General features: G+C 65.9%; 18 protein-coding genes and 1 riboswitch. Of the genes, 7 read left to right on the forward strand and 11 right to left on the reverse strand.

What is annotated here, in order from left to right:
- Positions 1–41: 41 nt before the first annotated feature.
- Positions 42–2,564 carry a prolyl oligopeptidase family serine peptidase gene (locus ACGFZ3_RS08450; protein WP_392919128.1) on the reverse strand — a complete coding sequence of 841 codons (2,523 nt, stop codon included), beginning with the start codon at positions 2,562–2,564 and terminating at the stop codon, positions 42–44.
- 126 nt (positions 2,565–2,690) lie between these two features.
- Positions 2,691–2,778, forward strand: a riboswitch (S-adenosyl-L-homocysteine riboswitch).
- A gap of 32 nt (positions 2,779–2,810) precedes the next feature.
- Between ACGFZ3_RS08450 and ahcY the strand changes: the two genes are divergently transcribed.
- From ahcY to ybaK, 3 genes are all read left to right on the forward strand, one after another.
- Positions 2,811–4,256: an adenosylhomocysteinase gene (ahcY, locus tag ACGFZ3_RS08455; RefSeq protein ID WP_392919131.1), complete on the forward strand. Its 1,446-nt coding sequence runs from the start codon at positions 2,811–2,813 to the stop codon at positions 4,254–4,256.
- A gap of 132 nt (positions 4,257–4,388) precedes the next feature.
- Complete coding sequence (locus ACGFZ3_RS08460; protein WP_392919134.1) at positions 4,389–4,916, forward strand: hypothetical protein; 528 nt, start codon at positions 4,389–4,391, stop codon at positions 4,914–4,916.
- A gap of 117 nt (positions 4,917–5,033) precedes the next feature.
- Positions 5,034–5,504 (forward strand): Cys-tRNA(Pro) deacylase, encoded by a 471-nt coding sequence (gene ybaK / locus ACGFZ3_RS08465; protein ID WP_392919136.1) that lies wholly within the window; start codon positions 5,034–5,036, stop codon positions 5,502–5,504.
- Between the two features lie 2 nt (positions 5,505–5,506).
- Here ybaK and ACGFZ3_RS08470 read toward each other — a convergent pair whose 3' ends face one another.
- Together ACGFZ3_RS08470 and ACGFZ3_RS08475 are read right to left on the reverse strand one after the other, a co-directional pair.
- Positions 5,507–6,064: a DUF3228 family protein gene (locus ACGFZ3_RS08470; RefSeq protein WP_392919139.1), complete on the reverse strand. Its 558-nt coding sequence runs from the start codon at positions 6,062–6,064 to the stop codon at positions 5,507–5,509.
- A 41-nt stretch (positions 6,065–6,105) separates the two neighbouring features.
- Complete coding sequence (locus ACGFZ3_RS08475) at positions 6,106–6,984, reverse strand: TIGR01777 family oxidoreductase (RefSeq protein WP_392919142.1); 879 nt, start codon at positions 6,982–6,984, stop codon at positions 6,106–6,108.
- A gap of 120 nt (positions 6,985–7,104) precedes the next feature.
- On the opposite strand from ACGFZ3_RS08475, the gene metF reads away from it, so the two are divergent.
- Both metF and ACGFZ3_RS08485 read left to right on the forward strand, forming a co-directional pair.
- Positions 7,105–7,932 carry a methylenetetrahydrofolate reductase [NAD(P)H] gene (gene metF / locus ACGFZ3_RS08480; protein ID WP_392919145.1) on the forward strand — a complete coding sequence of 276 codons (828 nt, stop codon included), beginning with the start codon at positions 7,105–7,107 and terminating at the stop codon, positions 7,930–7,932.
- Positions 7,933–7,985: 53 nt separating this feature from the next.
- Positions 7,986–8,573 (forward strand): DUF4124 domain-containing protein, encoded by a 588-nt coding sequence (locus ACGFZ3_RS08485; protein ID WP_392919148.1) that lies wholly within the window; start codon positions 7,986–7,988, stop codon positions 8,571–8,573.
- On the opposite strand, the gene ACGFZ3_RS08490 is transcribed toward ACGFZ3_RS08485, so the two are convergent.
- Both ACGFZ3_RS08490 and ACGFZ3_RS08495 read right to left on the reverse strand, forming a co-directional pair.
- Positions 8,563–9,519 (reverse strand): Nudix family hydrolase, encoded by a 957-nt coding sequence (locus tag ACGFZ3_RS08490; protein ID WP_392919151.1) that lies wholly within the window; start codon positions 9,517–9,519, stop codon positions 8,563–8,565. The two genes, ACGFZ3_RS08485 and ACGFZ3_RS08490, sit on opposite strands and share 11 nt — an antisense overlap.
- A gap of 96 nt (positions 9,520–9,615) precedes the next feature.
- Positions 9,616–13,254: an autotransporter domain-containing protein gene (locus ACGFZ3_RS08495; protein WP_392919154.1), complete on the reverse strand. Its 3,639-nt coding sequence runs from the start codon at positions 13,252–13,254 to the stop codon at positions 9,616–9,618.
- A 571-nt stretch (positions 13,255–13,825) separates the two neighbouring features.
- On the opposite strand from ACGFZ3_RS08495, the gene ACGFZ3_RS08500 reads away from it, so the two are divergent.
- Positions 13,826–15,424 carry an MASE1 domain-containing protein gene (locus tag ACGFZ3_RS08500; RefSeq protein ID WP_392919157.1) on the forward strand — a complete coding sequence of 533 codons (1,599 nt, stop codon included), beginning with the start codon at positions 13,826–13,828 and terminating at the stop codon, positions 15,422–15,424.
- Here the strand turns inward: ACGFZ3_RS08500 and ACGFZ3_RS08505 are convergent.
- The 3 genes from ACGFZ3_RS08505 to ACGFZ3_RS08515 form a co-directional block, all read right to left on the reverse strand.
- Positions 15,367–15,846 (reverse strand): hypothetical protein, encoded by a 480-nt coding sequence (locus ACGFZ3_RS08505; protein WP_392919160.1) that lies wholly within the window; start codon positions 15,844–15,846, stop codon positions 15,367–15,369. The genes ACGFZ3_RS08500 and ACGFZ3_RS08505 overlap by 58 nt on opposite strands.
- A 136-nt stretch (positions 15,847–15,982) precedes the next feature.
- On the reverse strand, positions 15,983–18,715 hold the full coding sequence (gene secA, locus ACGFZ3_RS08510; protein ID WP_392919163.1) for a preprotein translocase subunit SecA: 2,733 nt from the start codon (positions 18,713–18,715) through the stop codon (positions 15,983–15,985).
- Between the two features lie 163 nt (positions 18,716–18,878).
- A complete protein-coding gene (locus tag ACGFZ3_RS08515; RefSeq protein WP_392919167.1) occupies positions 18,879–19,829 on the reverse strand; it encodes a peptidoglycan DD-metalloendopeptidase family protein in 951 nt (316 codons plus the stop codon).
- Between the two features lie 12 nt (positions 19,830–19,841).
- On the opposite strand from ACGFZ3_RS08515, the gene ACGFZ3_RS08520 reads away from it, so the two are divergent.
- Positions 19,842–20,282: a DUF721 domain-containing protein gene (locus ACGFZ3_RS08520; protein WP_392919170.1), complete on the forward strand. Its 441-nt coding sequence runs from the start codon at positions 19,842–19,844 to the stop codon at positions 20,280–20,282.
- A gap of 268 nt (positions 20,283–20,550) precedes the next feature.
- Here the strand turns inward: ACGFZ3_RS08520 and lpxC are convergent, their stop codons facing one another.
- The 3 genes from lpxC to ftsA form a co-directional block, all read right to left on the reverse strand.
- The gene (gene lpxC / locus ACGFZ3_RS08525; RefSeq protein WP_392919173.1) at positions 20,551–21,462 is read right to left on the reverse strand and encodes a UDP-3-O-acyl-N-acetylglucosamine deacetylase; all 912 of its coding nucleotides are present in this window, start codon (positions 21,460–21,462) and stop codon (positions 20,551–20,553) included.
- A gap of 170 nt (positions 21,463–21,632) precedes the next feature.
- Positions 21,633–22,859, reverse strand: a complete 1,227-nt coding sequence (gene ftsZ / locus ACGFZ3_RS08530; protein WP_392919176.1) for a cell division protein FtsZ — start codon at positions 22,857–22,859, stop codon at positions 21,633–21,635.
- Between the two features lie 173 nt (positions 22,860–23,032).
- A complete protein-coding gene (gene ftsA / locus ACGFZ3_RS08535; RefSeq protein ID WP_068849240.1) occupies positions 23,033–24,268 on the reverse strand; it encodes a cell division protein FtsA in 1,236 nt (411 codons plus the stop codon).
- Between the last annotated feature and the right edge of the window lie 13 nt (positions 24,269–24,281).

A 24,281-nucleotide genomic window follows, 5' to 3' on the forward strand; every position in this document is an offset into this window, starting at 1 on the left:
GAAGAAGCGAAGCAAGCGCCGGGGTAATCCCCGGCGCGGCATCATTTGATCTTCATTCCCGGCCCGATGGTCTGTTCCAACCACCGCTCGCTTTCGGCCAGCATGGTCATCAACGACTCGCGCGCACGGTAATGGTGCGACTCGTTGGGCAGCATCACCAACCGCGCCGTGCCCCCCAACCCCTTCACCGCCGCGAACATGCGCTCGCTCTGGATCGGGAACGTACCGGAATTGTTGTCGTCCCCGCCATGGATGAAGAGGATCGGATCCTTGATCCTGTCGGCGAAATTGAACGGCGACATCTTCAGGTACACGTCCTGGGCCTGCCAGAAGTTGCGTTCCTCGGCCTGGAACCCGAACGGCGTCAGTGTGCGGTTGTAGGCACCACTACGGGCAATGCCGGCCTTGAACAACCGCGTATGGGCCAGCAGGTTGGCGGTCATGAACGCCCCATACGAATGCCCGCCGATGGCAATGTGCTCGCGGTCGGTCACCCCACGCCGCACCACCTCATCGACCGCCGCTTCGGCGTTGGCCACCAGCTGCGGCAGGTAGGTATCGTTGGGTTCCTTGTCGCCTTCGCCGATGATCGGCATCGACGGACTGACCAGCACCGCATAGCCCTTGGCCAGGAACGCCTGCGGACCCCAGTAGCCGATGGCGTTGAAACGGTACGGCGAATCGGTCACCTGGCTGGCCGCGGCGGCGGTCTTGAACTCACCCGGATAGGCCCACATCAGCATCGGCAGCGGGCCATCCTTCTTCGCGTTGTAGCCCGGCGGCAGCATAAGGGTAGCGGTGAGGTCCACGCCGTCGTTGCGCTTGTAGCGGATCTGTTCCTTGCTCACTCCACGCAGCTGCGGCAGCGGATGTTCGAACCGGGTCAGCGCGCGCGGCGCGGCCGTGGCATCGGCCAGCGACTGCACGAAGTAGTTGGCCGGCGTGTCGGGTGACTCACGGGTGAGCAGCACCGCGGTGCCTTCCTGGTCAAGCAGTGCCTGCGGCAGCGAATAGGTCGGCGCCTGCGAATGGAACAGACGGGTGGTGGTGCGGCTCTCAAGGTCGAAGCGGTCCACGAACGGCCGGTCGCCTTCCGGCGATGCGCCCTGCCCGAGCAGGAAGATGCTGCGCCCGTCTTCGGTGATCTGCAGGCGCGAACGCCCGTTCACGTCGCGCACCAGCGCCGGCTTGCCCGGATCGTTGTAGCGGTCCTGCGAAGAACGCTCGGACAGCAGCTGCGGGGCCCGGTCCAGCTGGTCCGGTGCGATCCGCCATTGCTTGACCACGCGCGACTTCCACCACGATTCGTTGAGCAGCGCCAGGTCGCCACGGCCCCACTGGATGCCCGCATAGCGGCTGCCCAACTGCGCCAGCGTGACCGGCGGCGCCTCGAACGGCGCGGCCTGCATCAGCACTGCGTCACGCACCTTGGAGTCGCGGGCGGGGTCGCCGCCATCCTGGGCTTCGGCCCAGACCAGCGTGGCCGGCGCATCCGCGCGCCAGCTCACCTCGCGCACGCCGGTGGGCACCGCGTCGTTGCCGGTGGGCAGACCTTCCACCAGCGGCAGGGTGGCCACGGTGTGCTGCAACCGGCCATCAGCGGCAGACAGCACTTCGATGCGCCGCGGGAAATCATCGACCGGCACCAGGTAGGAGTATGGGCGCTGCACGCGCTGGGCCAGCACGTGCTGGCCATCCGGCGACACACTCAGGTCCAGATACACCCCGGCAGTGGACAGCGGTGCGGTCACACCATTGAGCGCGACACGGGCTGGCTGCGACCGCGCGTAATGCTCGAACAGGCGCGCATCGGCCTCGTTGCTGAGCAGGTCCTGGTAGGTGCGGATCGCACGCACGCCTGCGTCGGCCTGGGTCTGCTGGATCGCCGGCCCGGTCGGAATGCCGTCGGCGGCGGGCGCCGGGCCCTGGCCCTTGAGCTGCTGGGTCACCACCAGCCCGCGGCTGTCGGGCAGCCAGTCGTAGCCGCTGCCGAACACGGTGTTGAGGTCGGCAAGCAGGCGGCGCGCACTGCCGCTGTCCACGTCGATGATCCACAGCTCATTGGCACCACTGGCCGCGTTCACATGGTTGAAGGCCAGGTACTTCTGGTCCGGCGACCACGCCAGCGAGGCCACCGACAGCGGCTGCGGCAGCCCGGTGATCTGGCGCTCCCTGCCGTCGGCGATGTTCATCAGCCACAGCTTGTCGGCGAAGGTGAACGTGCTGGCCGAGAAGGTCGCCGGGTTGATCCGCACGCCGGCCAGCTTCAGCTCGGGCTGGGCCACCTCGTTGATCGACGGCAGCGGCGGGGTCTGCAGCAGGGCGGCGATATCACGGCGCGGCGACAGGCTCAGGGTGGGTGCGCGCGGAGCGTTGGCCACCGCCTGCAGCGCCGCCGATGGCAGCTGGTAACCCTGCCCGGCCGGCGCCGCAGCAGCCTGGGCCGGCTTCTGTCCCGCGGTGGGCGTTGCCGCCAGCGCCAGCGGCGCCACCGCCAGCAGAGCCATGCCCACGATCAGCCGGCTGCTCCAGCGCGCGCGGCGCGTATGGTCATTGCCTGTCATCTTCCCACCCCATGCTGTGCAAACCTTGGACCTTAACAGCGGGGCGCGGTTTACCCCCCTGCCGATGGTTGGGGGCGGGCACCGATTCATGCCTGGGCGGTGCGCCGGGATATAATGGGCATCCCCTCCACCGAGGGGCGCTGCGACCGCTGCCGGACCTGTTCCGCACGGCCAGGCTCGGTGGCAGGGCTGGTTCCAACGGCGCCCGGCGAAGACGAGCCATTCGTCCATTACCGGAGCTTTTGCATGAACGCTGTTGCCAAGACCTTCTCTACCGAAGGTGATTACAAGATCGCCGATATCTCGCTGGCCGACTGGGGCCGCAAGGAGCTGGATATCGCCGAGCACGAAATGCCGGGCCTGATGTCGATCCGCCGCAAGCACGCCGCCAGCCTGCCGCTGAAGGGCGTGCGCGTGACCGGTTCGCTGCACATGACCATCCAGACCGCGGTGCTGATTGAGACGCTGAAGGACATCGGCGCGGACGTGCGCTGGGCGTCCTGCAACATCTTCTCCACCCAGGACCACGCCGCTGCCGCGATCGCCGCGTCCGGCACCCCGGTGTTCGCCTGGAAGGGCGAAACGCTGGAAGAGTACTGGGACTGCACCCTGGATGCGCTGACCTTCACCCTGCCCGACGGCACCCTGACCGGCCCGGAACTGGTGGTCGATGATGGCGGCGATGTCACCCTGCTGATCCACAAGGGCTATGAGCTCGAGAACGGCAGCACCTGGGTCGACGAAAAGGCGTCCTCGCACGAAGAACAGGTCATCAAGGACCTGCTCAAGCGCGTGGCCAGGGAGCGTCCGGGTTACTGGACCCGCGTGGTCAAGGACTGGAAGGGCGTGTCCGAAGAAACCACCACCGGCGTGCACCGCCTGTACCAGCTGGCCCAGGCCGGCACCCTGCTGATCCCGGCGATCAACGTCAACGATTCGGTCACCAAGTCCAAGTTCGACAACCTGTATGGCTGCCGCGAGTCGCTGGCCGATGGCCTCAAGCGCGCGATGGACGTGATGCTCGCCGGCAAGGTCGCCGTGGTCTGCGGCTACGGTGACGTGGGCAAGGGCTGCGCCGCGTCGCTGCGTGCCTACGGCGCGCGCGTGGTGGTCACCGAAATCGATCCGATCTGCGCCCTGCAGGCGGCGATGGAAGGCTTCGAGGTCAACACCATCGAATCCACCCTGGGTCGTGCGGACCTGTACGTCACCACCACCGGCAACAAGGACATCATCCGCATCGAGCACCTGAGCGCGATGAAGGACCAGGCCATCGTCTGCAACATCGGCCACTTCGACAACGAGATCCAGGTCGATGCGCTGGTCGGCTTCCCGGGCGTGCAGCACATCAACATCAAGCCGCAGGTGGACAAGTACGTGTTCCCGAACGGCAACGCGATCTTCCTGCTGGCCGAAGGCCGCCTGGTCAACCTGGGCTGCGCCACCGGCCACCCGAGCTTCGTGATGTCCAACTCGTTCGCCAACCAGACCCTGGCCCAGATCGACCTGTGGGCCAACAAGGACAGCTACGAGAAGAAGGTGTACCTGCTGCCGAAGAAGCTGGACGAGGAAGTGGCGCGCCTGCACCTGGAAAAGATCGGTGTGAAGCTGACCACCCTTACCCAGGAACAGGCCGATTACATCGGCGTGCCGGTGGAAGGTCCGTTCAAGCCGGAGCATTACCGCTACTGATGGTTGGGGGACGGGCGCCTTCGGGCGCCCGTTTTTCTTTATGCGGGCTTCACCCGCACTGCACCCGGTCCTCACCTCCGGGCCAGGATCATCAGCGCGCGGGGGAATATCTGGTGCATTCCGGAGACTTCCATGACCATCAAGTTCGTACTTCCCGCGCTGCTGGTGCTGTGCGGTGCCGCTTACGTGTCCCCCGTCCACGCCGCCGACTATCGGTGCATGGTGTTTTCCGGTGCAGACGGCAAAACGCCGGAAGCGAGCAGCAACGCTGACGGGAAATACGCCATCAAGGCGGCCGACCTGAAAGCAGCGGAAGCAGGTGCACTGGCTGCTGCCACGCGCTACAAGAAGAACAGCGTCACGCTGACCAAGGCCCAATGCGATGCGGTCGCAGGAGCAACGAACACTGCGACGTCGGCACCGACCACGAGTACCGATCCGACGCCAACGGCTCCATCCACCCCAGCGACAGGTGCAACCAGTACCTACCGGTGTGCCGTGCACGATGCGGACGGCAATGTACTCAGGGGCGAGGCGGAGGGTTACTTCGAGGTCGCCGCCAGCAACGGTGACGTGGCTGATGGCTTGGCAAAGACCAGTGCGGAAGCAAAGTACGGGGCCGGGAAAGTCGACTCTGTCGAGTGCGCGCCCAAGGGTTGAGTTCGTATTCCTGCTGCTGGCGGCCCCATTGCCGTCAGCAGCGGAACCAATAGTCCGGGTCAAGATTTTGCGGTCGCGCCGACGCTAAGGTGGTACGACCCAACCAGCTGCCTTCCCATGACCCCGGCCATCAATCTGCTCAGGAAACGCGGCATCGCCCATAGCGTGCTGTCCTACCACCATGATGCCAACGCCGCCTCCTACGGGAGCGAAGCTGCGGAGAAGCTGGGGCTGGACGCCACGACGGTGTTCAAGACGCTGCTGGCCAGCACCGAAAGGCACGAACTGCTGGTGGCGATCGTACCGGTCGCCGGGACACTGGACCTCAAGGCGCTGGCCGACGCGGCCGGGTGCCGGAAGTGCGAGATGGCGGCGGTGGATGCGGCACAGCGTGCCACCGGATACCTGGTCGGCGGAATCAGCCCGTTGGGGCAGAAGAAAAAGCTCCGTACCTTCATCGATGCCAGCGCGCAGGCGTTACCGGCAATGCATGTCAGCGCCGGGCGGCGCGGGTTGGAGGTAGCGTTGGCCCCGGCCGACCTGATCGCGTTGACCGACGCAAGCATGGCGTGCATCGGTCGCCCGTAACGTCACGGCCGCCAATTGGCGTGGCTTTCCCAATACGTCACCGCGCGCTGGTATGCCTCGCGGTCCAGCGGCACGCCTGAACCCCCCTCTTCCACCCCGAGCGCATTGCGCATCATGGTGATCGGGGCCATCGGCACCTCTTCCGGTTCGGCGGTATAGATGCAGCCCACGATGCCCCAGTCGGCGTCGATGGGCGAGCCCTCTTTGGCCAGCTGTTCGGCGCTGTACAGGATCACCACCAGGTAATTCGCGCGCGGCGACTCCACGCCTTCAAACCAGCGCACCAGCACCGGCAGCTCTTCCCGATTGCGCGCCTCATAGGCACTGCGCAGCTGGTGGCGGTTGGCGTCGGTGATCGGCACCGTCAGGCAGCGCGTGGATGTCCAGTTTTCGTACACGAACAGCTTGCAGAACGGGGCATAGCCATCAAGCACCCTGAACGGTGCATGCGCGTTGAGATGCGCCTGGAACTGCTCGGCGCTGCAGTCCTGGATGGTGTTGCCACGTGGCACGCGCGGAAACAGACGGGGACGGGCGAATTCGGTCAGGACGATGGACATGGCACACACAGCTGGAAAACAGGTGCACAGGGTAACCGCCCTCAGCCGAGGATCGCGCGCAGGGCCGGTTCAAGTGTCGGGTACCGGAACCGATAGCCTTCCCGCAGCGCGCGCGCAGGCACCACGTTCTGGCCGGTCAACAGCAGGCCCGCCATTTCGCCGAAGGCCAGCTTCAGTGCGAAGCCAGGCGTTCTCACCCACGCGGGGCGCTTCAGCACATGCGCCAGGGTGCGGGCGAATTCCGCATTGGTGACCGGCGCCGGGGCGGTGCCGTTGCAGGCACCCCGCGCTTCGGGATCGGCCAACAGCCACAGGATCAGGCCTGCCAGATCCTCACGATGGATCCAGCTCATCCACTGCGTGCCGTCGCCCATCGGCCCGCCCGCCCCCATCCGGAACGGCGGCAGCATGCGCGCCAGCGCACCCCCGTCACGATCCAGCACGATGCCGGTCCGCAGCAGGCAGGTGCGCACGCCGAGCGCCTCGGCCTTGAGCGCCTCGGCCTCCCAGCGCCGGCAGAGCGTGGCGGCGAAGTCATGCCCGGGCGAGGCCGACTCATCCAGGGGGGTGGCATCGCGTGGTCCGTAGTAGCCGATCGCCGAGCCCGATACCAGCACCTGTGGGCGGGACGGCAATCCGCGCATCCAGTCCAGCAGGGCGCGCGTGGTGTCGATCCGCGACTCGAGCATGGCCTGCTTGCGGGCCGGGCTCCAGCGGCCCTCCACCAGCGGTTCGCCCGCGAGGTTTACCACCGCGTGAACCGGGCCCACATCTCCCAGCGCGGCGACGTACTGCACGCCGTCCAGACCGGGCCGGCCCGGGCTGCGGGTCAGCACCGTCACCTGGTGCCCAGCCGCCAGCAGGCGCTGGCAAAGGCATTGGCCGATGAAACCGGTGCCGCCGGTGATCAGGATGTCCATGCGTGCTCTCCGTGGGGAACGCTACTGTACCTGCCCCGGTGTAAACGCCCCGCCCGCGCTCTTTTACATTCATCGCGATGAAGCGATATGATGTAGGCACACCCGCTGCCGCCGCCGCCCATGACCGCTCTCAGCTTCGAGTTCTACCCGCCCAAGACTGACGACCAGCGCGCCCAGCTCGACCGTACCGCGGCCAGACTCAAGGCCTACGCGCCGGAATACGTGTCCTGCACGTTCGGCGCCGGCGGTTCGACCCTGAGCTACACCTCCGAAACAGTGCGCCACCTCAAGCAGCACCATGGCTTCGACGCCGCACCGCACCTGTCATGCGTGGGCGGCAGCCGCGAAGAGATCCGCGAGCTGCTCAAGCTTTACCGGGCCATCGGCTGCAGGCGCCTGGTGGCGCTGCGCGGGGATCTGCCCTCGGGGATGGGCCACCCCGGCGACCTGCGCTATGCATCCGAACTGATCGCCTTCATCCGCGCCGAACACGGCGACGCCTTTCACATCGAGGTCGGTGCGTACCCGGAAACCCATCCGCAATCCGACGATGCGCTGCGCGACCTGAGGTACTTCAAGGCCAAGATCGACGCCGGCGCCGACGCTGCCATCACCCAGTACTTCTTCAACGCCGACGCCTATTTCCACTTCGTCGATGCGGTGCGCAGACTGGGGGTGCAGGTGCCGATCGTGCCGGGCATCATGCCGATCTCCAATTTCAGCCAGCTGCGCCGCTTTTCCGAACAATGCGGTGCCGAGATCCCGCGCTGGATCGGCAAGCGCATGCAGGCGTATGGCGATGACGCCGAGGCGGTGCGCGCCTTCGGCGCCGAAGTGGTTGCCCAGCTGTGCGAGCGGCTGGTGGCCGGTGGCGCACCGGGACTGCATTTCTACACCCTCAACCTGGCCAAACCCACCACCCAGGTATTGAAGCTGCTGGGCCGCTGAACATCGCCCACGCCACTGCTTGCAGATAACGCGCACGCCGCTACCCTGCTGCGATGAGACCGGTCGTTCCGTTACTGCTGTCGCTGTGCGTGCTGTGCTGGGCCCCGTGGGCACAGGCGCAGGCGCAGCGTGTGAACCGTTGCACCAATGCGCAGGGGGTAACGGTGTTCACCGACCGCAGCTGCGATGCGCTGGGCGCTACGGCGCGGATGCCGCCGCGCGGTGACTCGGTGGGCAACACCGGCATCTACCGCGCCGGGTGTGCGCGCCGCTTGAGCGAGTTGACCGCCCAGATCCGCGATGCGGTGAGCCTGCAGGACGTCAACCGGCTGTCGTCCATCTACCTGTGGGGCAACGTGTCCAATGCCACCGCCAACCAGATCATCGGGCGCCTGGAATCGGTGGTGCAGCGGCCTCTGCTGGACATCGCACCGGTGTACCCGGAGATAGACGCGCCGCCACCGCTGCCGATCGACCCGAACGCGAGCCTGGTCGAGGCGGTGGAAGGGGCAGCGCCGTCGGCCCGCCGGGCGCGGCCGATCGGGCTGCGGTTGGAGCAGACGTTGGGCACGTCGGCCACGCCGGCGCGGACGGTGTTTGGATTGCGCCGTCAGTATGGGTGCTTCTGGATCACGCTGTAGGCCACAACGCGCGGATGGCGGCGATGCCCTGCGCGCCATGGCGGCGCGCCTGGGTGATGTCGTCCGGGTGCAGGCCGCCCAGCGCATACAGCGGCAGCGAAACCTGCGCGCGCAGGGTCTCAAAGGCGTCCCAGCCCATCGGTGTGCTGCCGGGGTGGCTGTCGGTGGCCTGGACCGGGCCAAGCACAGCGAAATCGCAGCCCAGGCGTTGCGCGGCCTGCAGCTGCGCCAGGTCGTGGCAGGACGCGGCCACCAGCTGGTCGGCCGGCAATGGCCGCGCCTCCAGCTGCAGCAGCTGCTCGCCGCCCAGGTGCACGCCTACCCCGAGCCGCCGGGCCAGTTCGATATCGCGGTTGAGCAGCCACTGCACGCCACTGCGGTGGCGGGCCACGGCCTGCTCGGCCAACGCGATGCGGGCCGGGCTGGTCGGGGTACGCAGCTGCACGCGGCGCACGCCGGCCTCCAGCGCCCGCGCCAGACGTGCATACCAGTCCCGGTGCGCGGCGTCCTCGTCGGCGTCCGGCTCGGGGGTGATCAGGTAGCGGTCCGGGTGGCGCAGCGCGGCCACCACCGGCAGGTCGGCCGGCGGCATCGAATACCGCGACAGTTTGTCCGGCGCCACCCAGGTGATGGCCTGGCCTTCGCGGCCGCGCGGTGAGCCCTTCCAGCTGCGGATGTGCCGCACTTCGAGGCGCAGGTGCTTGTCCGGGTAGAGCTGCGGCACGTCCATGATCCAGTCGCCCACTTCGGCCTCGATCCCCAGTTCCTCGCGCAGTTCACGCACCAGCGCCTGTTCGGAGCTCTCGCCCGCTTCGCGCTTGCCGCCGGGGAATTCCCACAGGCCGGCCATGTCGCGGTTCTCGGTACGGCGGTTGAGCAGGATGCGGCCGCGGGCGTCGGTGATGACGCCGGCCACGACGTGGATCGATCGTGTGGGGGATGGCATGGGGCCAGAATGCCCAATCGGGCCGGGCATGCGCAATGCCGGACAGACGAAGGGCCCCGTGCGGGGCCCTTCGGGTGGATCAGGAGGTGGGTTCGGTCAGAACGTCACGTTCCAGTTCAGCTGGGCCCCCAGTTCACGCTGGCCATTGCCGGCACGGCCCTGCGCGAACATCGACAGGCGGCTGTTGTCGGAGGTGTTCAGCGAGACGCCCAGTTCGGCAATGCCCACGTTGCGCGCCAGCGGCAGGCCGCTGACGGTGAAGCTGTCACTGCCGGCCACGAAGCGGTTGCGCGAGTCGGCACGCAGTTCGCCGGCCGCGTTCTGCCAGGCCAGGCCGGCCTCCAGGCGGGCACCGTCGGTCTGGCCGCCGCTGATGTCCCACGCCGCGCGGATGCCGGCGGTGGTGGTCCAGACCTCGTCCTTGCTGGAGGACACCGACAAGGCTGCGGTGCCGCCGGTTTCGGTGGCGGCTTCGCTCGACAGGCGGGTGTAGGCCACGGCCAGGTACGGGCTCAGGGTCAGCGCGCTGAGCTGGAAGTCCCAGCCACCTTCAGCAAAGGCCTGCACCGCATGGGCGTCATGGCGGCTGTCCAGGGTCTGTTCCCAGGACGTGCCCGCACCCAGCGCACGACGGGTGTCCAGCTCGTAGTCGGCATAGCTGGCGCCACCGTTGATCCAGGCCTGCTCGCCACGGAAGCCGGCGTACAGACCGCCGTGCACCGCGTCGACCTCGGTGATCGCATTGCGGTCGTGGATCTGCTGGCGCAGCGATTCCGGGCCACCGGCCACGCCGACAGTCCAGCGGTCGCCGAAGGTCCAGTCGTAGCCCACCATCAGGCCCTGGCGGGTTTCCTGCGTGCGCGAGGCGCTACCGTCGCTGTCCTGGCGCTTGGAGGCGCCGCTGCCGGCCACCCACACCGAGGAGCCGTTGAGCTTGGTGTCCGGGGCCGGGCGCAGGCGCTGGGAGATGCCTTCACGCAGGAAGCGGTCATCCAGCAGCAGCGCACGGTTGCTGGCATGCAGTTCGCCGCCGAGGTCATCGAAGGCAACCAGCGCACCGGCCTCGTCCAGCATCAGCAGGCCGTTGTACAGGGCCAGTGCGTCGCCGGACTGCTGCAGCGAATCGAGCGCCGCGGCGGTGGCGCGCTGGTTGCCGGTGACGGCCACCGCGCCGAACACGATCGGCGGGGTCACGCCCGGGGTGCCCGGGAAGCCGGGATCGACGGGCGTGACCGGATCCACCGGCGTCACCGGGTCCACCGGGGTGACCGGATCGACAGGATCCACCGGCGCCACCGGGCTGTTGACCGCAACGGTCAACAGGACATCATTGCCGGTGTAGGTCAGGGTCGGAGTGAGGAAGGCGGAGTTGGAGATGACATCGTCGAAGCCACCCTTGAGGCCCTCTGCCGCGTTGAGGATTACGTAGGTCTGGCCGTTCTGGTAGCTGGCCAGCGGGTCAAGCCCGGTCACGCGCACGCCGGTGTCGCCGCTGCTGCCGTCGAGTCCCGACGTGCGGCCAACGTATGCGTTGCCGGTCACCTTGACGAAGTCGGCCTTGCCGTTGCCGAGCAGGTCCACGTCATAGAAGGCCTTCTGTGCGACGCTGGCCGGGACCAGCCCGCCGGTGTTGATGTACAGGTCGCCATCGATGGTGATCGTGCCCACGCCGCCATCGCCCGGCGACAGCACGCCACCGTTGTACACATCGGTTTCGCCCACCGTCGCGTTGCCCGCCAGCATGCCGCCCCTGCCTACCGTCACGATGGCGCTGCGCTGCACGTCGGTGCTGGTGCCGTAGTTGATGGTCTGGTTGAAGCCGGCGCTGCCATTGAGAATCAGGGTGCCACCGGCGATGTGGATCTGCTGCGTCGGCGCCGTGCTGCTGCCCACCAGGTTCTGGCCGGTGTACATGTCGCCGTTGATGCGCAGCGTGCCACCGTTGACGGCGATGGTGCCGCCGAAGTCGGTCAGGTCACCGTTCAACGTGGTGGTGCCTGCAATGTTCTTGACCATGCCACTGTCGGGGTTTTCGCTGCGCAGCGTATTGGCGAGCGCGATGTCCCCGGTATGGTTGAACACCAGACCGCCCGACGACGACTGCATGACAATGTCAGCACTGCCCAGTTCGCCAGCGGCTTCGGCCGCGGCCCAGGTTTCCACGCCGTTGGGCCAGCCGGCCATCCCACCGCCGACGGTAATGAAGCCTGTGGTGCCCAGCACCAGGTCACCGCCCGCCGCGATGCGCCCGCCGTTGGACACGGTCAGGTAGCCCGACGGTTCGCCGACGAGGTGGCTGCCCACGATGATGTCGCCGGCCGCCTCGATGGCCGAGCCGGCCCCGCTCACACGGACCTGCTCATCCACGCGCTCAAGCTTGAGCGTCATCGAGTTGCTGCCGCCGGAAACCAGCAGCGTATCGGTAGTGATCACCGCACCATCCAGCACGTCCACGCCGGTGCGGATGTCCATCTCACCCTGGTTGGTCCAGCGGCTGCCGGTACCGGTGAGGGTTGCGGTCCCAGTGCTGCTGTAGGAGTCCTTGATGCGGGCGCTGTTGGACTGGATCTGGCCACCGTTGTCGACCAGCAGATGCGTGCTCGTCATCACGCGGTCGCCGCTCAGCACCGAGCCGGCGCCGGACACCTCGATGCGGCCGGTGCGCGCGTGCCTGCTCGGCAGGCCCTGCTCATCCTCGGCGGTGACGTTGCCGGTGACCGCAACGACGGCGCCGTCTTCAACGCGCAGCTTGCCGTTGCCATTTGCGGAAACGCGCAGTACATCGGCGGCAACGGTGGAACCGATGCCCGTCACCAGCAGCGTGCCGCCAGAGTCCTGCGCAGCGCCAACACTGAGCAGCTGTGCGTTGACCTTACCGCCATTGCGCACGTTTACCGTGCCTTCTGCGTTCTTGGCAGCGCCGAGCACGAGGTTGCGACCGACACTGACAGTGCCATTGTCGATGTTGAGCGTGCCCGTCCCGGCTTCGCCAACCCGGAGCTCATTGTCGGTGACGACCAGCTCGCCGCCGGTTTTTACGTTGACCACGCCCATGCCACCCGCTTCAGTGCCGACGCTCATGCCGAAGGATGTACCCGCCAGCGGCCATGGCTGGGTCACTTCAACGCGACCGCCATTGACGATGTCGAGCAGACCCGCTCCTTCGCGACCCACCAGCAGCTGGCGTGCGCTGAGCGAGGAGCCTGCACCCTCCACCCGCCCGATGCCAAAGCCATCGGCCCCGAATCCGAACGACACGGTGCCGCCGGAAACGGTGGCTGCAGCGCCGTCGCTCAGGCGCAGCTCGCCGTTGCCTGCATCACCCACGCGCACCGATGCGCTGTTCACGGTCAGTGTCGAGGTCGGCCCGGTGAAGTACAGTTTGCCGTCGCTGCCTACCGACGTGCCCACCGACACCAGGCCGTTGGAGGTGATCCTGCCACCGGCGCGGACGTCGACCTGCACCTGGCCATTGGGCCCGACGCGGAAGCCATCCACGTACGCACGCGAATCATTGACGATGTCCGGCGCATTGAAGTCATACACCGCCGCGAAGGCGGTGGGCAACGATGCGGCCGACAGGCCAAGCGCAACCAGCATGGCCGCGCTCAGCGGCGAACGCCGGCGACGGTTGTCGGTGGCCCGAGACGGGGAAGTGGGGGACGTGGCGAGTTCGGATGCGACCTGCATCAGGCCGGTGGTGCGGTTGTACACCAGGCGATAAATCCTGTTCATGAAACTCCATGGATGGCGACTCAGGGGAAACGCGACGCTGCCGCAGCCTGCGGAGCGCAATGCGCGTCGAGTCTGCCCCGAACGCAACGCATTCGCGACAGCGCTGAACACGTTAACGTGCTGTCGTGATTCCACCCGTGGGTCGCATCTGACTCTCGCGTGGGGATGCGCCACGCATCTGTGTCAGGTTTTTCTGAAAGATCTGCATAAGAGAAGCCGGTCACAGAACCGCACCGCCATGCGATCGCACAGCGTTCGGGATGATGCAACGCATGATCCGAAGTGGACACATTGAATCGCTACACGTGGCGGGCCGATTACGCCAAGTGGCTCAGTACGTCAAACGCTCTGAAACCCAGCATGAGAAGCCGCATTCGACACCCGGTTCGGCATTGCATCCTATCGCCCTGGTGATAGCCACCACACTTCGAGAGCAGAACGCGAAAATCAGCCCATTCTGAAAGTTCGCCGACCGGATTGCACCCCTTCGCCACCGCCGATACCTTCCCCGCACCGACGAGCGAAGACACGTCTCCGCTGATGTCGTCGTGCACTGAACAGGAGGCGAGATGTGCTGGTGAACTGGTGGAAGAATGGACTTCAGTTGAAGTTTCAGATGCGCATCTACCCAGATGGGTTACTGCTCGCCGCACTGTATGCACTGGCCTGCCTGGCCGCGCGCCAGATATCCGTTGATCAGTTCAACCTGCTGGCGGGCATTCGGATTGCCGCACTACTACTTTTCCCGACCAGACTCTGGCCTTATCTGATCCTCGGAGAATATGCCCACCTTGCGCAGGTTCGGTATCCCTTGCTTGAAAAGTACGGCACGGCGTGGGCCATCATCAGCTCGGCCCTTCTGATGCCGACTGTTGCGTTGATCGTCCGGCTTCATCGAAACCTGCTTCCCGAGGCCCCAGGCGCAAGGCTGCTCCTGCTTGCCGCAACGACCTCCATGGCCGCCGCATTGATCAACATTGGCACTGCCCAGCTGCTTTGGCCGGTAGCTTCCAGCATCCCCCTCCCAACGAGGGCAGCACATCAGATCCCTGGAAACTTCATCGGCATTCTGACCGTGGCTCCACTGGCACTGCTGTGGCTGCAACGGCAGCGCCAGCCCCTGAACCAGAATCCGCGCCTTCCCATTGCGACCGCAGGGTTGCTCCTGCTGATGCTCGCCCTTGGACTTTCTGCGACGCAGCTTCCGGTGGCGTACGAGGGACTACGACCCAGTTTGCAGCTGATGATGGCACTCCCGGCCATCCTGCTGACGTGCCTGTACGGCTGGCGCGGCGCTGTGCTCGGCGTCCCGCTGCTGAACCTCATCGTCGGACTGAGCATGCCGACCACTGGTCGCGCCTGGTCCTTCGACTCTGAAACGTTCACCGTCCAGGTGATCCTGGCCGTCGCAGGGTCTGCGCTGTTTGCCCTGGGTTCGACCATCAGTCACTACTACCATCGCTACAGGACGCGAGACTGGCATAGCAGACAGGTAATATCCCTGACCAAGACATCGCACCTGACGGGTGAAAATGATCTGCGGCACCGCGCGCAGGAGATCAACAGGATCGGCGACGGCATTGACGCCTACCTCAGTGAAACAGCCGACTGGCTTAAACGCCAGGGCCATGACGAGATTGCCAGCAGCCTGATCCGGACCTCCAGTCTCTACTCGCTCAAGTTCCGCGAGCAGGCCAGCATGGTCTACCCGACAGCACTGGAGCATGTTGGTCTGTATCTTGCCCTCCAGGTCGGCGGAATCAGCGAGGCATGGTCGAACACGGGAAGCATCGCGCAACCGCGACTTGTAGGCGATCCGTGCCGGCTGACAGTCCCGCTGCAGCTGGCCACGTACCGCACCCTCACCGAGGCAGTTTCTCTGTTGCTGCAGAATGAATCCTCACGGATTCGCGTCAGTGCTCGTTGCGGCCGCGCGGGAGGCCGCGAAGGCATCGTTGTGGTTGTGGCGCTTCTTGACCCACGCCATCGCCTTTCCGAAGCGACCCGAGCCTTGGCAATCGATCGGCTTTCTGGTCGGGCGCTCGCCTACGGCGGCACCGTTCAGTGCCGCCACAATCGTATTCGCATGGTCCTCGTGGACTCCCCCGTCGTTCAACGGCCCGTCCCTGGATGCTCGACCGACCACACCGTGGCCCCGCCGTTTCGATAGCGCACGAGTGTAAATGTGGGGTGTTGGTAGACCTCGGACCGATCCATGGCGTCGATTACCGCCGCGCGCTGTGGCGGCAGCACCACTTGGCTGGACGTCTCGCCGGCTGGCAATGCCCAGAACACGCCGTCCAAGGTTCCGATGATCAACTGGACGCGACCCGCAGCGTCATTGACCTGGTAGTAGGAGATACCGTCGCGCGCAAATCCATAGACCCGCCACCTCGGGTCCACACTCAGATTGGCAGCCGAAGGATTTTCCTGGCCCAAGCCGATGCCCTTGAGCTGCGACGTATTGTCGTCCCCAAGGCAACAAGCGGCAATCGCCTGCTTCGTACCAGATCCCTCGGCCGCCACCTTCGGTATCGGCATCGCTGTGAACAGCACCGCAGCTATCGCAGCACTACGCTGAAATTGGCCCACACCTACCTCCAGGTTTCAAAAGTTGTACCCGGAGATGACTGTAGCCAGCGCAATGCGCTGCCGCGTTGAACAGCGTCCGAAATATCGCAGGCGGCGCCGGCAAGAAAAAACCCCGCTTTCGCGGGGTTCTCTTTGATCAGCTCAGCTGGCCGTGGCAGTGCTTGTACTTCTTGCCACTGCCGCAGGGGCACGGGTCGTTGCGCCCGACCTTGGGTTCTTCGCGGGTGAACTGGCCCACGCCGTTGCGCTCGGCTTCCACGTCCGCGGCTTCCTCATCGGCGCCGTAGCCGCCCACGTTCTGGTGCTGGAACTGCGACTGCAGCAGGCGCGCTTCGGCCTGCTGGCGTTCGGCTGCTTCCAGCGCCGCCACTTCTTCTTCGCTGCGGATGCGCACGCGCGACAGCAGGGTCACCACTTCGCGCTTGACGTTCTCCAGCATTTCCGAGAATAGCTCGAACGCTTCCTTCTTGTATTCCTGCTTGGGCTGCTTCTGCGCGTAGCCGCGCAGGTAGATGCCCTGTCGCAGGTAATCCATGCGGGCCAGGTGCTCCTTCCAGCTCTGGTCGAGCACGGTGAGCATGACGTGCTTCTCCAGCGCGCGCATGGTCTCTTCGCCGACGCCGGTTTCCTTCTGCTCGAAGTGCTCGTCCACGCGGGCCTGCACCTTGTTGGCGATGGCTTCGGCGTCGAGCTCTTCGTGTTCCCTGACCAGGCCGGTGACGTCCATCTGCACCCCCAGATCGGAGGCCAGGGTGGCTTCCAGGCCCGGCAGGTCCCACTGTTCGTCGATCGAGTTCGGCGGCACGAAGCGGGCCACGATGTCGTAGATCACATCGCCACGGATGCCGTCGACGTTGTCCTTCACCGACTCGGCGTCCAGCAGCTCGTCGCGCTGTGCGTAGATCACCTTGCGCTGGTCGTTGTTGACGTCATCGAAATCGAGCAGGTTCTTGCGGATGTCGAAGTTGTGCGCTTCCACCTTGCGCTGCGCCTTCTCGATCTGGCGGCTGACCAGGCGGTCTTCGATGACGTCGTCTTCCTTCATGCCCATCATGCGCATCGCCTTCTGGACCCAGTCCGAGGCGAAGATGCGCATCAGGTTGTCTTCCAGCGACAGGTAGAAGCGCGACGAACCCGGGTCGCCCTGGCGGCCGGAACGGCCGCGCAGCTGGTTGTCGATGCGGCGCGATTCGTGGCGCTCGGTGCCTACGATGTGCAGGCCGCCCGCTTCCTTCACCTTGTCGTGGCGGGCCTGCCAGTCGGCCTTGACCTGGGCGCGCTGCTCTGCGGTGGCGTCGTCGCCCAGCTCGTGCAGCTGCGCTTCCAGCGAGCCACCCAGCACGATGTCGGTACCACGGCCGGCCATGTTGGTGGCGATGGTCACCGCACCGGGCATGCCGGCGTTGGCGATGATGGTCGCTTCGCGGTCATGCTGCTTGGCATTGAGCACTTCGTGGTGCACGCCGGCCTTGCGCAGGTGCTCGGACAGCATTTCCGAGGTTTCGATCGAGGTGGTGCCCACCAGCACGGGCTGGCCGCGCTTGTTGCACTCCTGGATGTCGGCCAGCACCGCGTTGAATTTGCCGTTGCGGTTGAGGAACACCTGGTCCGGCGAGTCCTTGCGGATGGTCGGGCGGTTGGTCGGAATGACCACCACTTCCAGGCCGTAGATGCTCTGGAATTCGTAGGCTTCGGTGTCGGCCGTACCGGTCATGCCGGACAGCTTCCTGTACATGCGGAACAGGTTCTGGAAGGTGATGCTGGCCAGGGTCTGGTTCTCGCGCTGGACCGGCACGCCCTCCTTCGCTTCCACCGCCTGGTGCAGGCCGTCGGACCAGCGGCGGCCGGCCAGGGTACGGCCGGTGAATTCGTCCACGATCACCACTTCGCCGTCGCGCACGATGTAATCGACATCGCGCTGGTAGATGGCATGCGCGCGCAGGGCCGCATTGAGGTGATGGACCACGGTGAGGTTCTGCGCCGCGTACAGGCCTTCGGTTTCAGCGCTGAGGATGCCTGCTTCGACCAGCAGCTGCTCGGCGTGCTCCATGCCCGCTTCGGACAGGTGCACCTGCTTGCCCTTCTCATCGACCCAGAAATCGCCCTCGCCTTCTTCGGCTTCCTGGCGGATCAGGCTGGGCACCACGCGGTTGACGCGGATGTACAGCTCCGGGGAATCGTCGGCCGGGCCGGAGATGATCAGCGGGGTACGCGCTTCGTCGATCAGGATCGAGTCGACTTCGTCGACGATGGCGTAATGCAGGCCACGCTGGTAACGGTCGGCCCGCGACAGCGCCATGTTGTCGCGCAGGTAGTCGAAGCCGAATTCGTTGTTGGTGCCGTAGGTGATGTCGCTGGCATACGCCTCGCGCTTGTCGCTGTGCGGCATGCCCGGGTAGACCACGCCGACGCTCATGCCCAGCCAGTTGTACAGCTTGCCCATCTGCGCCGAGTCGCGGCGGGCCAGGTAGTCGTTCACGGTGACCACGTGGACGCCCTTGCCTTCCAGCGCGTTCAGGTACACCGGCAGCGTGGCCACCAGGGTCTTGCCTTCACCGGTGCGCATTTCGGCGATCTTGCCCAGGTGCAGCACCATGCCGCCGATCAGCTGGACGTCGTAGTGGCGCATGCCGAGCACGCGGCGGCTGGCTTCACGGCAGACCGCGAAGGCTTCCGGGAGCACCTTGTCCAGGGCTTCACCGTCGGCGATGCGCTGCTTGAACTCCGGGGTCTTGGCCTTGAGCTGCTCGTCGGAGAGCTTTTCGATGTCCGGCTCCAACGCATTGATCTTGGCGACGATGCGGTTGAGCTGGCGCAGCTGGCGTTCGTTACGACTGCCAAAGACGCGGGTAAGCAGGCTGTTGATCATTGAAGGAACCGGTTGGAATGAGACGCCCCAACGGCGACGCTCCCTCGGGAGCCGCCCGCCGCAAACGAAACAGGGCGCATCGCGCCCTGTCTATGGCAACACCCATTGTAGCTTGGGACGAGGGCACTTGGTTTCAAGCGCCCACGATCGGCCAGATGGCCCCTCAGCCGCGTGAAACCCGCCCGACCGGGGTGTTGCCGCCATCGCCGAGGAACTTGCGCGGGTTGACCACGTTGCCGCGCTCCCACACTTCAAAGTGGACGTGGGCACCGGTGGAACGACCGGTGGAGCCGGCCTTGGCCACTTCCTGCCCGGCGCGGACCAGGTCGCCAGCCTTCACCACCAGGCGCGAATTGTGCGCGTAGCGGGTCACGTAGCCATTGCCATGGTCCACGTCGACCACGTTGCCATAGCCGCCCTTGACCCCGGAGAAGCTGACCACGCCATCGGCCACGGCCATGACCGGGTCGCCGACCTTGGCGTGGAAGTCGATGCCCTTGTGGTTGCCGCGACCGCGACCGAACGGGTCGTTGCGACCACCGAAGCCGGAGGTGATGTAGCTGTTGCGGATCGGCATGCGACCCGGCACCGCGTCCTGCTCCAGCTGGTGGTCGAACATCAGCGATTCCATCACCGACAACTGGCGGCCTGAAGCAGCGAAGCGCTGCTCCAGCACCTGTAAGTCGGCGTTGACCGCGCTGGCCGGGATGTCCTGGGTCGGACCAGGCTCGCCTTCACCGAGGCCGGGGGTCTCGTTGAAGTCGAACTCGCCGTCCTCCAGCTTGCCCATCTGGGTGAGCCGTTCGCCCAGCGCATTGAGCCGGGTCGCCTGCGCCTGCAGCTCGCCCATGCGGGCGGCCAGGGCGTTGACCTGGGTCTGGGCGTCCTTGCGGGCCTGCGCCAGGTCGCGTTCCTGCTGGGCGACCTTGGCGTGGAGCCGGGAATCGTTGAACATGCTGCCACCCAGACCGGCACCGAAGCCGATCAGGCAACCCAGCCCAAGTACGCTGCCCAGCAGGGCGCGGGGCCTGTCCTCGAAGTAGAAACGCAAACGCGCCAGCGGCGTCTTGGCCTGTCCTTCACGCGTTTTGATTACGATCTTTTTGAATGCCATCAGTGAGTTTTCATGTCTGAGCCGAAATCCAGTGCCCGTCCTGCCTCAACACCGAAACCGGCGCTGGATGCAGTCATGGGCGACAAAGCCGGCAATCCGCTGCGTCGTGCCCTGTGGCTCGATGCGCTGGACCGTCAGTTGCGCCCCCATTTGCCGCCCACCCTGGCCGCCCGTTGCCGGTTGGCGAATGTGAACGGCGAACACCTCGTTTTTCTCGTCGAATCTCCTGTCTGGCACGCCAAAGTGCGGCTTGCCGAGGCGCAGTTGATCGACGCGGCCCGGTCCATCGGGCTGAAGGTCACCAAGGTGACCGTCAAAACTGCGGCTGCCGCTCCTCCACGCTCCCCAGCGATCGATGACAGGAATGGCCCCCACGCAGTTTCAGCCGCCACGCACAAAGGGCTACGCGACGCGTTGGCCTGTCTGAAGGACGTGGATTCTTCCACCTCCTGAAGACATCGGGGCATCCCGCCCCTTCCCTACCGTCGTCACGATCACGTGAATCGGGTGGGGAGCCGGCGGCCATCGTAGCCGTGCCGGGCCGTCCAGTCGTTAGTCTTTTATTAAAAATAAGTTAAATTCAGCTCAGAACCGGATCGGGTTCACAAATCCGTGACGCAGTACGTACACGGTTCATTGACATCAACATCACACCACGCCCATGCCCCGAAACGCCGAACGGCGCCCGAGGCGCCGTTCCTTTTGGTTTCATTTCAATGACTTAGGCGTAAGCAGGCGCGGCGTAGACCACCGGAACCTCGCTGCTGGGCGCCTCGTAGCTCACCCACTCCCAGGCACTGGCGTCGGCCAGCAGGGCCCGCACCAGCTTGTTGTTGAGCGCATGGCCGGATTTGAAGCCCTCGTACGCCCCCAGCACCTGGCCGCCGGCCAGATACAGGTCACCGATCGCGTCGAGGATCTTGTGCCGCACGAATTCGTCGGCGTACCGCAGGCCGTCGTCATTGAGCACGCGGAATTCGTCGAGCACGATGGCATTGTCCATCGAACCGCCCAGACCGAGATTGCGCTCGCGCATGTACTCCAGGTCACGCATGAACCCGAAGGTGCGCGCGCGGGAGATTTCCTTGGTGTAGGCCGCCGTGGAGAACTCGATCTCGGCGCGCGACTGCTTGGCCGGGATCATCGGGTGGTCGAACTGGATCGTGAAACCGAGCTTGTAGCCTTCATACGGCTCGAAGCGGGCGACCTTGTCGCCGTCGGTGACTTCCACGGTCTTGAGAATACGGATGAAACGCTTGGGCGCGTCCTGTTCGGCGATGCCCGCCGACTGCAGCAGGAACACGAACGGGCCCGAGGAACCGTCCATGATCGGCAGCTCGGCCGAGGACAGCTCCACGATGATGTTGTCCACACCCAGGCCGGCCAGGGCCGACATCAGGTGTTCGACGGTCTGGATCTTGGCGTCGTTGCAGGTCAGCCCGGTGCACAGGGTCACCTCGGTGACCAGATCCGCACGTGCGGGCACCTCCACCACCGGGTCCAGGTCCACGCGCCGGAACACGATGCCATGGTTGACCGGTGCCGGACGCAGGGTCATGTAGACCTTGTCGCCGCTGTGCAGGCCAACGCCGGTGGCGCGGATCGTGTTCTTGAGGGTGCGTTGCGGAATCATGGGGGCCGGCCGGGTAGCGCGCGGTCAGCGCGACAGTGACAAACAAGAATAACACGCACTACCGCGACTCCTTTCTGAACCGGAGGCGGCAGACTGCCGGGCCTATCCTGGCCCGGCAGCAAGGGACATGGAGGCGCTCACCGGGGAGGACAAGACCCCGGCTGCTTTCCTCAGTCCGCCTGGCGGCGCAGGAACGCCGGGATGTCCAGGTAATCGTTGGGCAGTTCGGCCGCGGCCGGACCCGAAGACGACGGTGCGGACGGGGTCACGGTGTCGGCGCTGGGACGACGCAGGCCGAGGCCCATGCCGCCGACCGCCTTGGACACCGCGTCGCCGCCGTTGTCGAAGTCGCCGAACTCCGGCTGGCCGGTGGTGGCGTTGCGGACCAGCTTGATCGGCGCGCGTTCGCCCGGACGCTGCGACTTGGCGGCCACGGCACGGTTCAGGCCGGTGGCAACCACGGTCACGCGGACTTCGTCCTGCATGTCCGGGTCCAGCACGGTACCGACCACCACGGTGGCGTCTTCGGAAGCAAAGCCATCGATGGTGCGGCCGATCTCGTCGAACTCGGCCATGGTGAAGTCGGCGCCGGCGGTGATGTTGACCAGGATGCCGTTGGCGCCGGCCAGGTTCACATCGTCCAGCAGCGGGTTCTGGATGGCGGCTTCGGCGGCGGCCTGGGCGCGGTCATCGCCACGGGCGGTGCCGGTACCCATCATGGCCAGGCCCATTTCGGACATGACGGTGCGCACGTCGGCGAAGTCGACATTGATCAGGCCCGGGCGCACGATCAGGTCGGCGATGCCCTGCACGGCGCCCTGGAGGACGTCGTTGGCGGCACGGAAGGCCTGGATCATGGTGGCGTTGCGGCCCAGCACGGTGATCAGCTTCTCGTTCGGGATGGTGATCAGCGAGTCGCAGTGCTGGCTCAGTTCCTCGATGCCCTTCAGCGCAACCTGCATGCGGCGGCGGCCTTCGAACGGGAACGGCTTGGTGACCACGGCCACGGTCAGGATGCCCATCTCCTTGGCCAGCTGTGCCACCACCGGTGCAGCGCCGGTACCGGTGCCACCGCCCATGCCGGCGGTGATGAACACCATGTCCGCACCCTGCAGGGCGTCCATGATGCGCTCGCGGTCTTCCAGCGCGGCCTGGCGGCCCACTTCCGGATTCGCGCCCGCGCCCAGGCCCTTGGTGACGTTGGTACCCAGCTGCAGCTGCAGCTTGGCACCGCAATTCTTGATGGCCTGCGAGTCGGTGTTGGCGGTGATGAATTCCACGCCGTCCACGCTGGTGCTGACCATGTGCGCCACGGCGTTGCCGCCGCCGCCGCCCACGCCGATCACCTTGATCACCGCATTGGGTGCCATCTTCTCAATCAGTTCGAAATGCGCCATGTCCGTGTCCTCGTTGTATCCGCTTCTGGTTGGCATGGGCGTGTTGGCGTCCTGCCGTCGCGCTGCATGTTGCCGTTGCGGCTGTGTGGGTTGTGTGTTGCTTTTCTCTTTTGTTGCACCGGCGGGGGCCGGTTTGACGCCAGCCGACCGACAGTCGGCTGCAGCGAGCTCTTTCAGAACTCGCCGCGGAACCAGGTTTTCAGTTTGTTGAACATGCTGCCTGCGCGCCCGGTGGGCAGCGACGGGCGGCGCGGGTGTTCGATCTGGCTGCCCATCAGCAGCAGGCCCACGCCAGTGGCGTGCACCGGGTTGCCGACCACCTCGCCCAGTCCGGTGACGTGCTGCGGAATGCCCACGCGTACCGGCATCTGCAGCATTTCCTCGGCCAGTTCGACCACGCCTTCCATCTTCGAGGCACCGCCGGTGAGCACCATGCCGGCGCGCACCAGTTCCTCGAAGCCGGAACGGCGCAGTTCGGCCTGCACCATCTCGAAGATTTCCTCGTAACGGCCCTGCACCGCCTGCGCCAGCGCGTGGCGCGGCATGCGGCGCGGCGGACGGTCGCCGACGCTGGGCACCTGGATGCTTTCCTCGGCGGTGGCCAGCTGGGCCAGGGCGCAGGCGTATCGCACCTTGATCTGCTCGGCTTCCGGGGTCGGCGTGCGCAGCATGTGCGCGATGTCGTTGGTGACGTGGTCGCCGGCGATCGGCAGCGAGGCGGTGTGGCAGATCGCGCCCTGCACGAACACGGCCAGGTCGGTGGTGCCGGCGCCCATGTCGACCAGCACCACGCCCAGCTCGCGCTCGTCGGCGGTCAGCACGGCCACGCTGGAGGCCAGCGAAGAGAGCACCAGATCGTCCACCTGCAGGCCGCAGCGCTGCACGCACTTGCTGATGTTGGCCGCGGCCGACTGCGCGCACACCACCAGGTGCGCGTGCACCTCCAGGCGCACCCCGGTCATGCCGACCGGGTTGCGGATGCCTTCCTGCGAATCGTCCAGCACGTATTCGCGCGGGATGGCGTGCAGGATCTTCTGGTCGGCCGGGATCGCCACGGCCTTGGCGGCATCAAGCACGCGGTCCAGGTCGCCCCAGGTCACTTCGCCGTCGCGGATCGGCACGATCCCCGGCGAGTTCTTGCACTGCACGTGATTGCCGGAAATGGAGGCATACACCGAGCGGATCTCGCAGCCCGCCATCAGCTCGGCCTCTTCGACCGCGCGCTGGATCGACTGCACGGTCGATTCGATATCCACCACCACACCGCGCTTGAGCCCGCGCGACTCATGCGAACCGATGCCGATCACTTCAATGGGGTTGCCCGGCGAATACTCGCCGACCAGCGCCACCACTTTGGAGGTGCCGATATCGAGCCCGACGATCAGCGATTTGTCACCCTTGCGATTCATGTCCTGTCCTGCG

It is taken from the genome of Stenotrophomonas sp. NPDC047960 (genome assembly GCF_043204395.1).
GTDB lineage: Bacteria > Pseudomonadota > Gammaproteobacteria > Xanthomonadales > Xanthomonadaceae > Stenotrophomonas.

Bases quoted from the DNA above. Each gene is read 5' to 3' on its own strand.
- metF (WP_392919145.1), top strand. From the start codon at position 7,105: ATGACCGCTCTCAGCTTCGAGTTCTACCCGCCCAAGACTGACGACCAG.
- ftsA (WP_068849240.1), bottom strand. From the start codon at position 24,268: ATGAATCGCAAGGGTGACAAATCGCTGATCGTCGGGCTCGATATCGGC.
- ACGFZ3_RS08520 (WP_392919170.1), top strand. From the start codon at position 19,842: ATGTCTGAGCCGAAATCCAGTGCCCGTCCTGCCTCAACACCGAAACCG.
- secA (WP_392919163.1), bottom strand. From the start codon at position 18,715: ATGATCAACAGCCTGCTTACCCGCGTCTTTGGCAGTCGTAACGAACGC.
- ACGFZ3_RS08460 (WP_392919134.1), top strand. From the start codon at position 4,389: ATGACCATCAAGTTCGTACTTCCCGCGCTGCTGGTGCTGTGCGGTGCC.
- ftsZ (WP_392919176.1), bottom strand. From the start codon at position 22,859: ATGGCGCATTTCGAACTGATTGAGAAGATGGCACCCAATGCGGTGATC.
- ACGFZ3_RS08485 (WP_392919148.1), top strand. From the start codon at position 7,986: ATGAGACCGGTCGTTCCGTTACTGCTGTCGCTGTGCGTGCTGTGCTGG.
- ahcY (WP_392919131.1), top strand. From the start codon at position 2,811: ATGAACGCTGTTGCCAAGACCTTCTCTACCGAAGGTGATTACAAGATC.
- ACGFZ3_RS08470 (WP_392919139.1), bottom strand. From the start codon at position 6,064: ATGTCCATCGTCCTGACCGAATTCGCCCGTCCCCGTCTGTTTCCGCGC.
- lpxC (WP_392919173.1), bottom strand. From the start codon at position 21,462: ATGATTCCGCAACGCACCCTCAAGAACACGATCCGCGCCACCGGCGTT.
- ACGFZ3_RS08495 (WP_392919154.1), bottom strand. From the start codon at position 13,254: ATGAACAGGATTTATCGCCTGGTGTACAACCGCACCACCGGCCTGATG.
- ACGFZ3_RS08450 (WP_392919128.1), bottom strand. From the start codon at position 2,564: ATGACAGGCAATGACCATACGCGCCGCGCGCGCTGGAGCAGCCGGCTG.
- ybaK (WP_392919136.1), top strand. From the start codon at position 5,034: ATGACCCCGGCCATCAATCTGCTCAGGAAACGCGGCATCGCCCATAGC.
- ACGFZ3_RS08490 (WP_392919151.1), bottom strand. From the start codon at position 9,519: ATGCCATCCCCCACACGATCGATCCACGTCGTGGCCGGCGTCATCACC.
- ACGFZ3_RS08475 (WP_392919142.1), bottom strand. From the start codon at position 6,984: ATGGACATCCTGATCACCGGCGGCACCGGTTTCATCGGCCAATGCCTT.
- ACGFZ3_RS08515 (WP_392919167.1), bottom strand. From the start codon at position 19,829: ATGGCATTCAAAAAGATCGTAATCAAAACGCGTGAAGGACAGGCCAAG.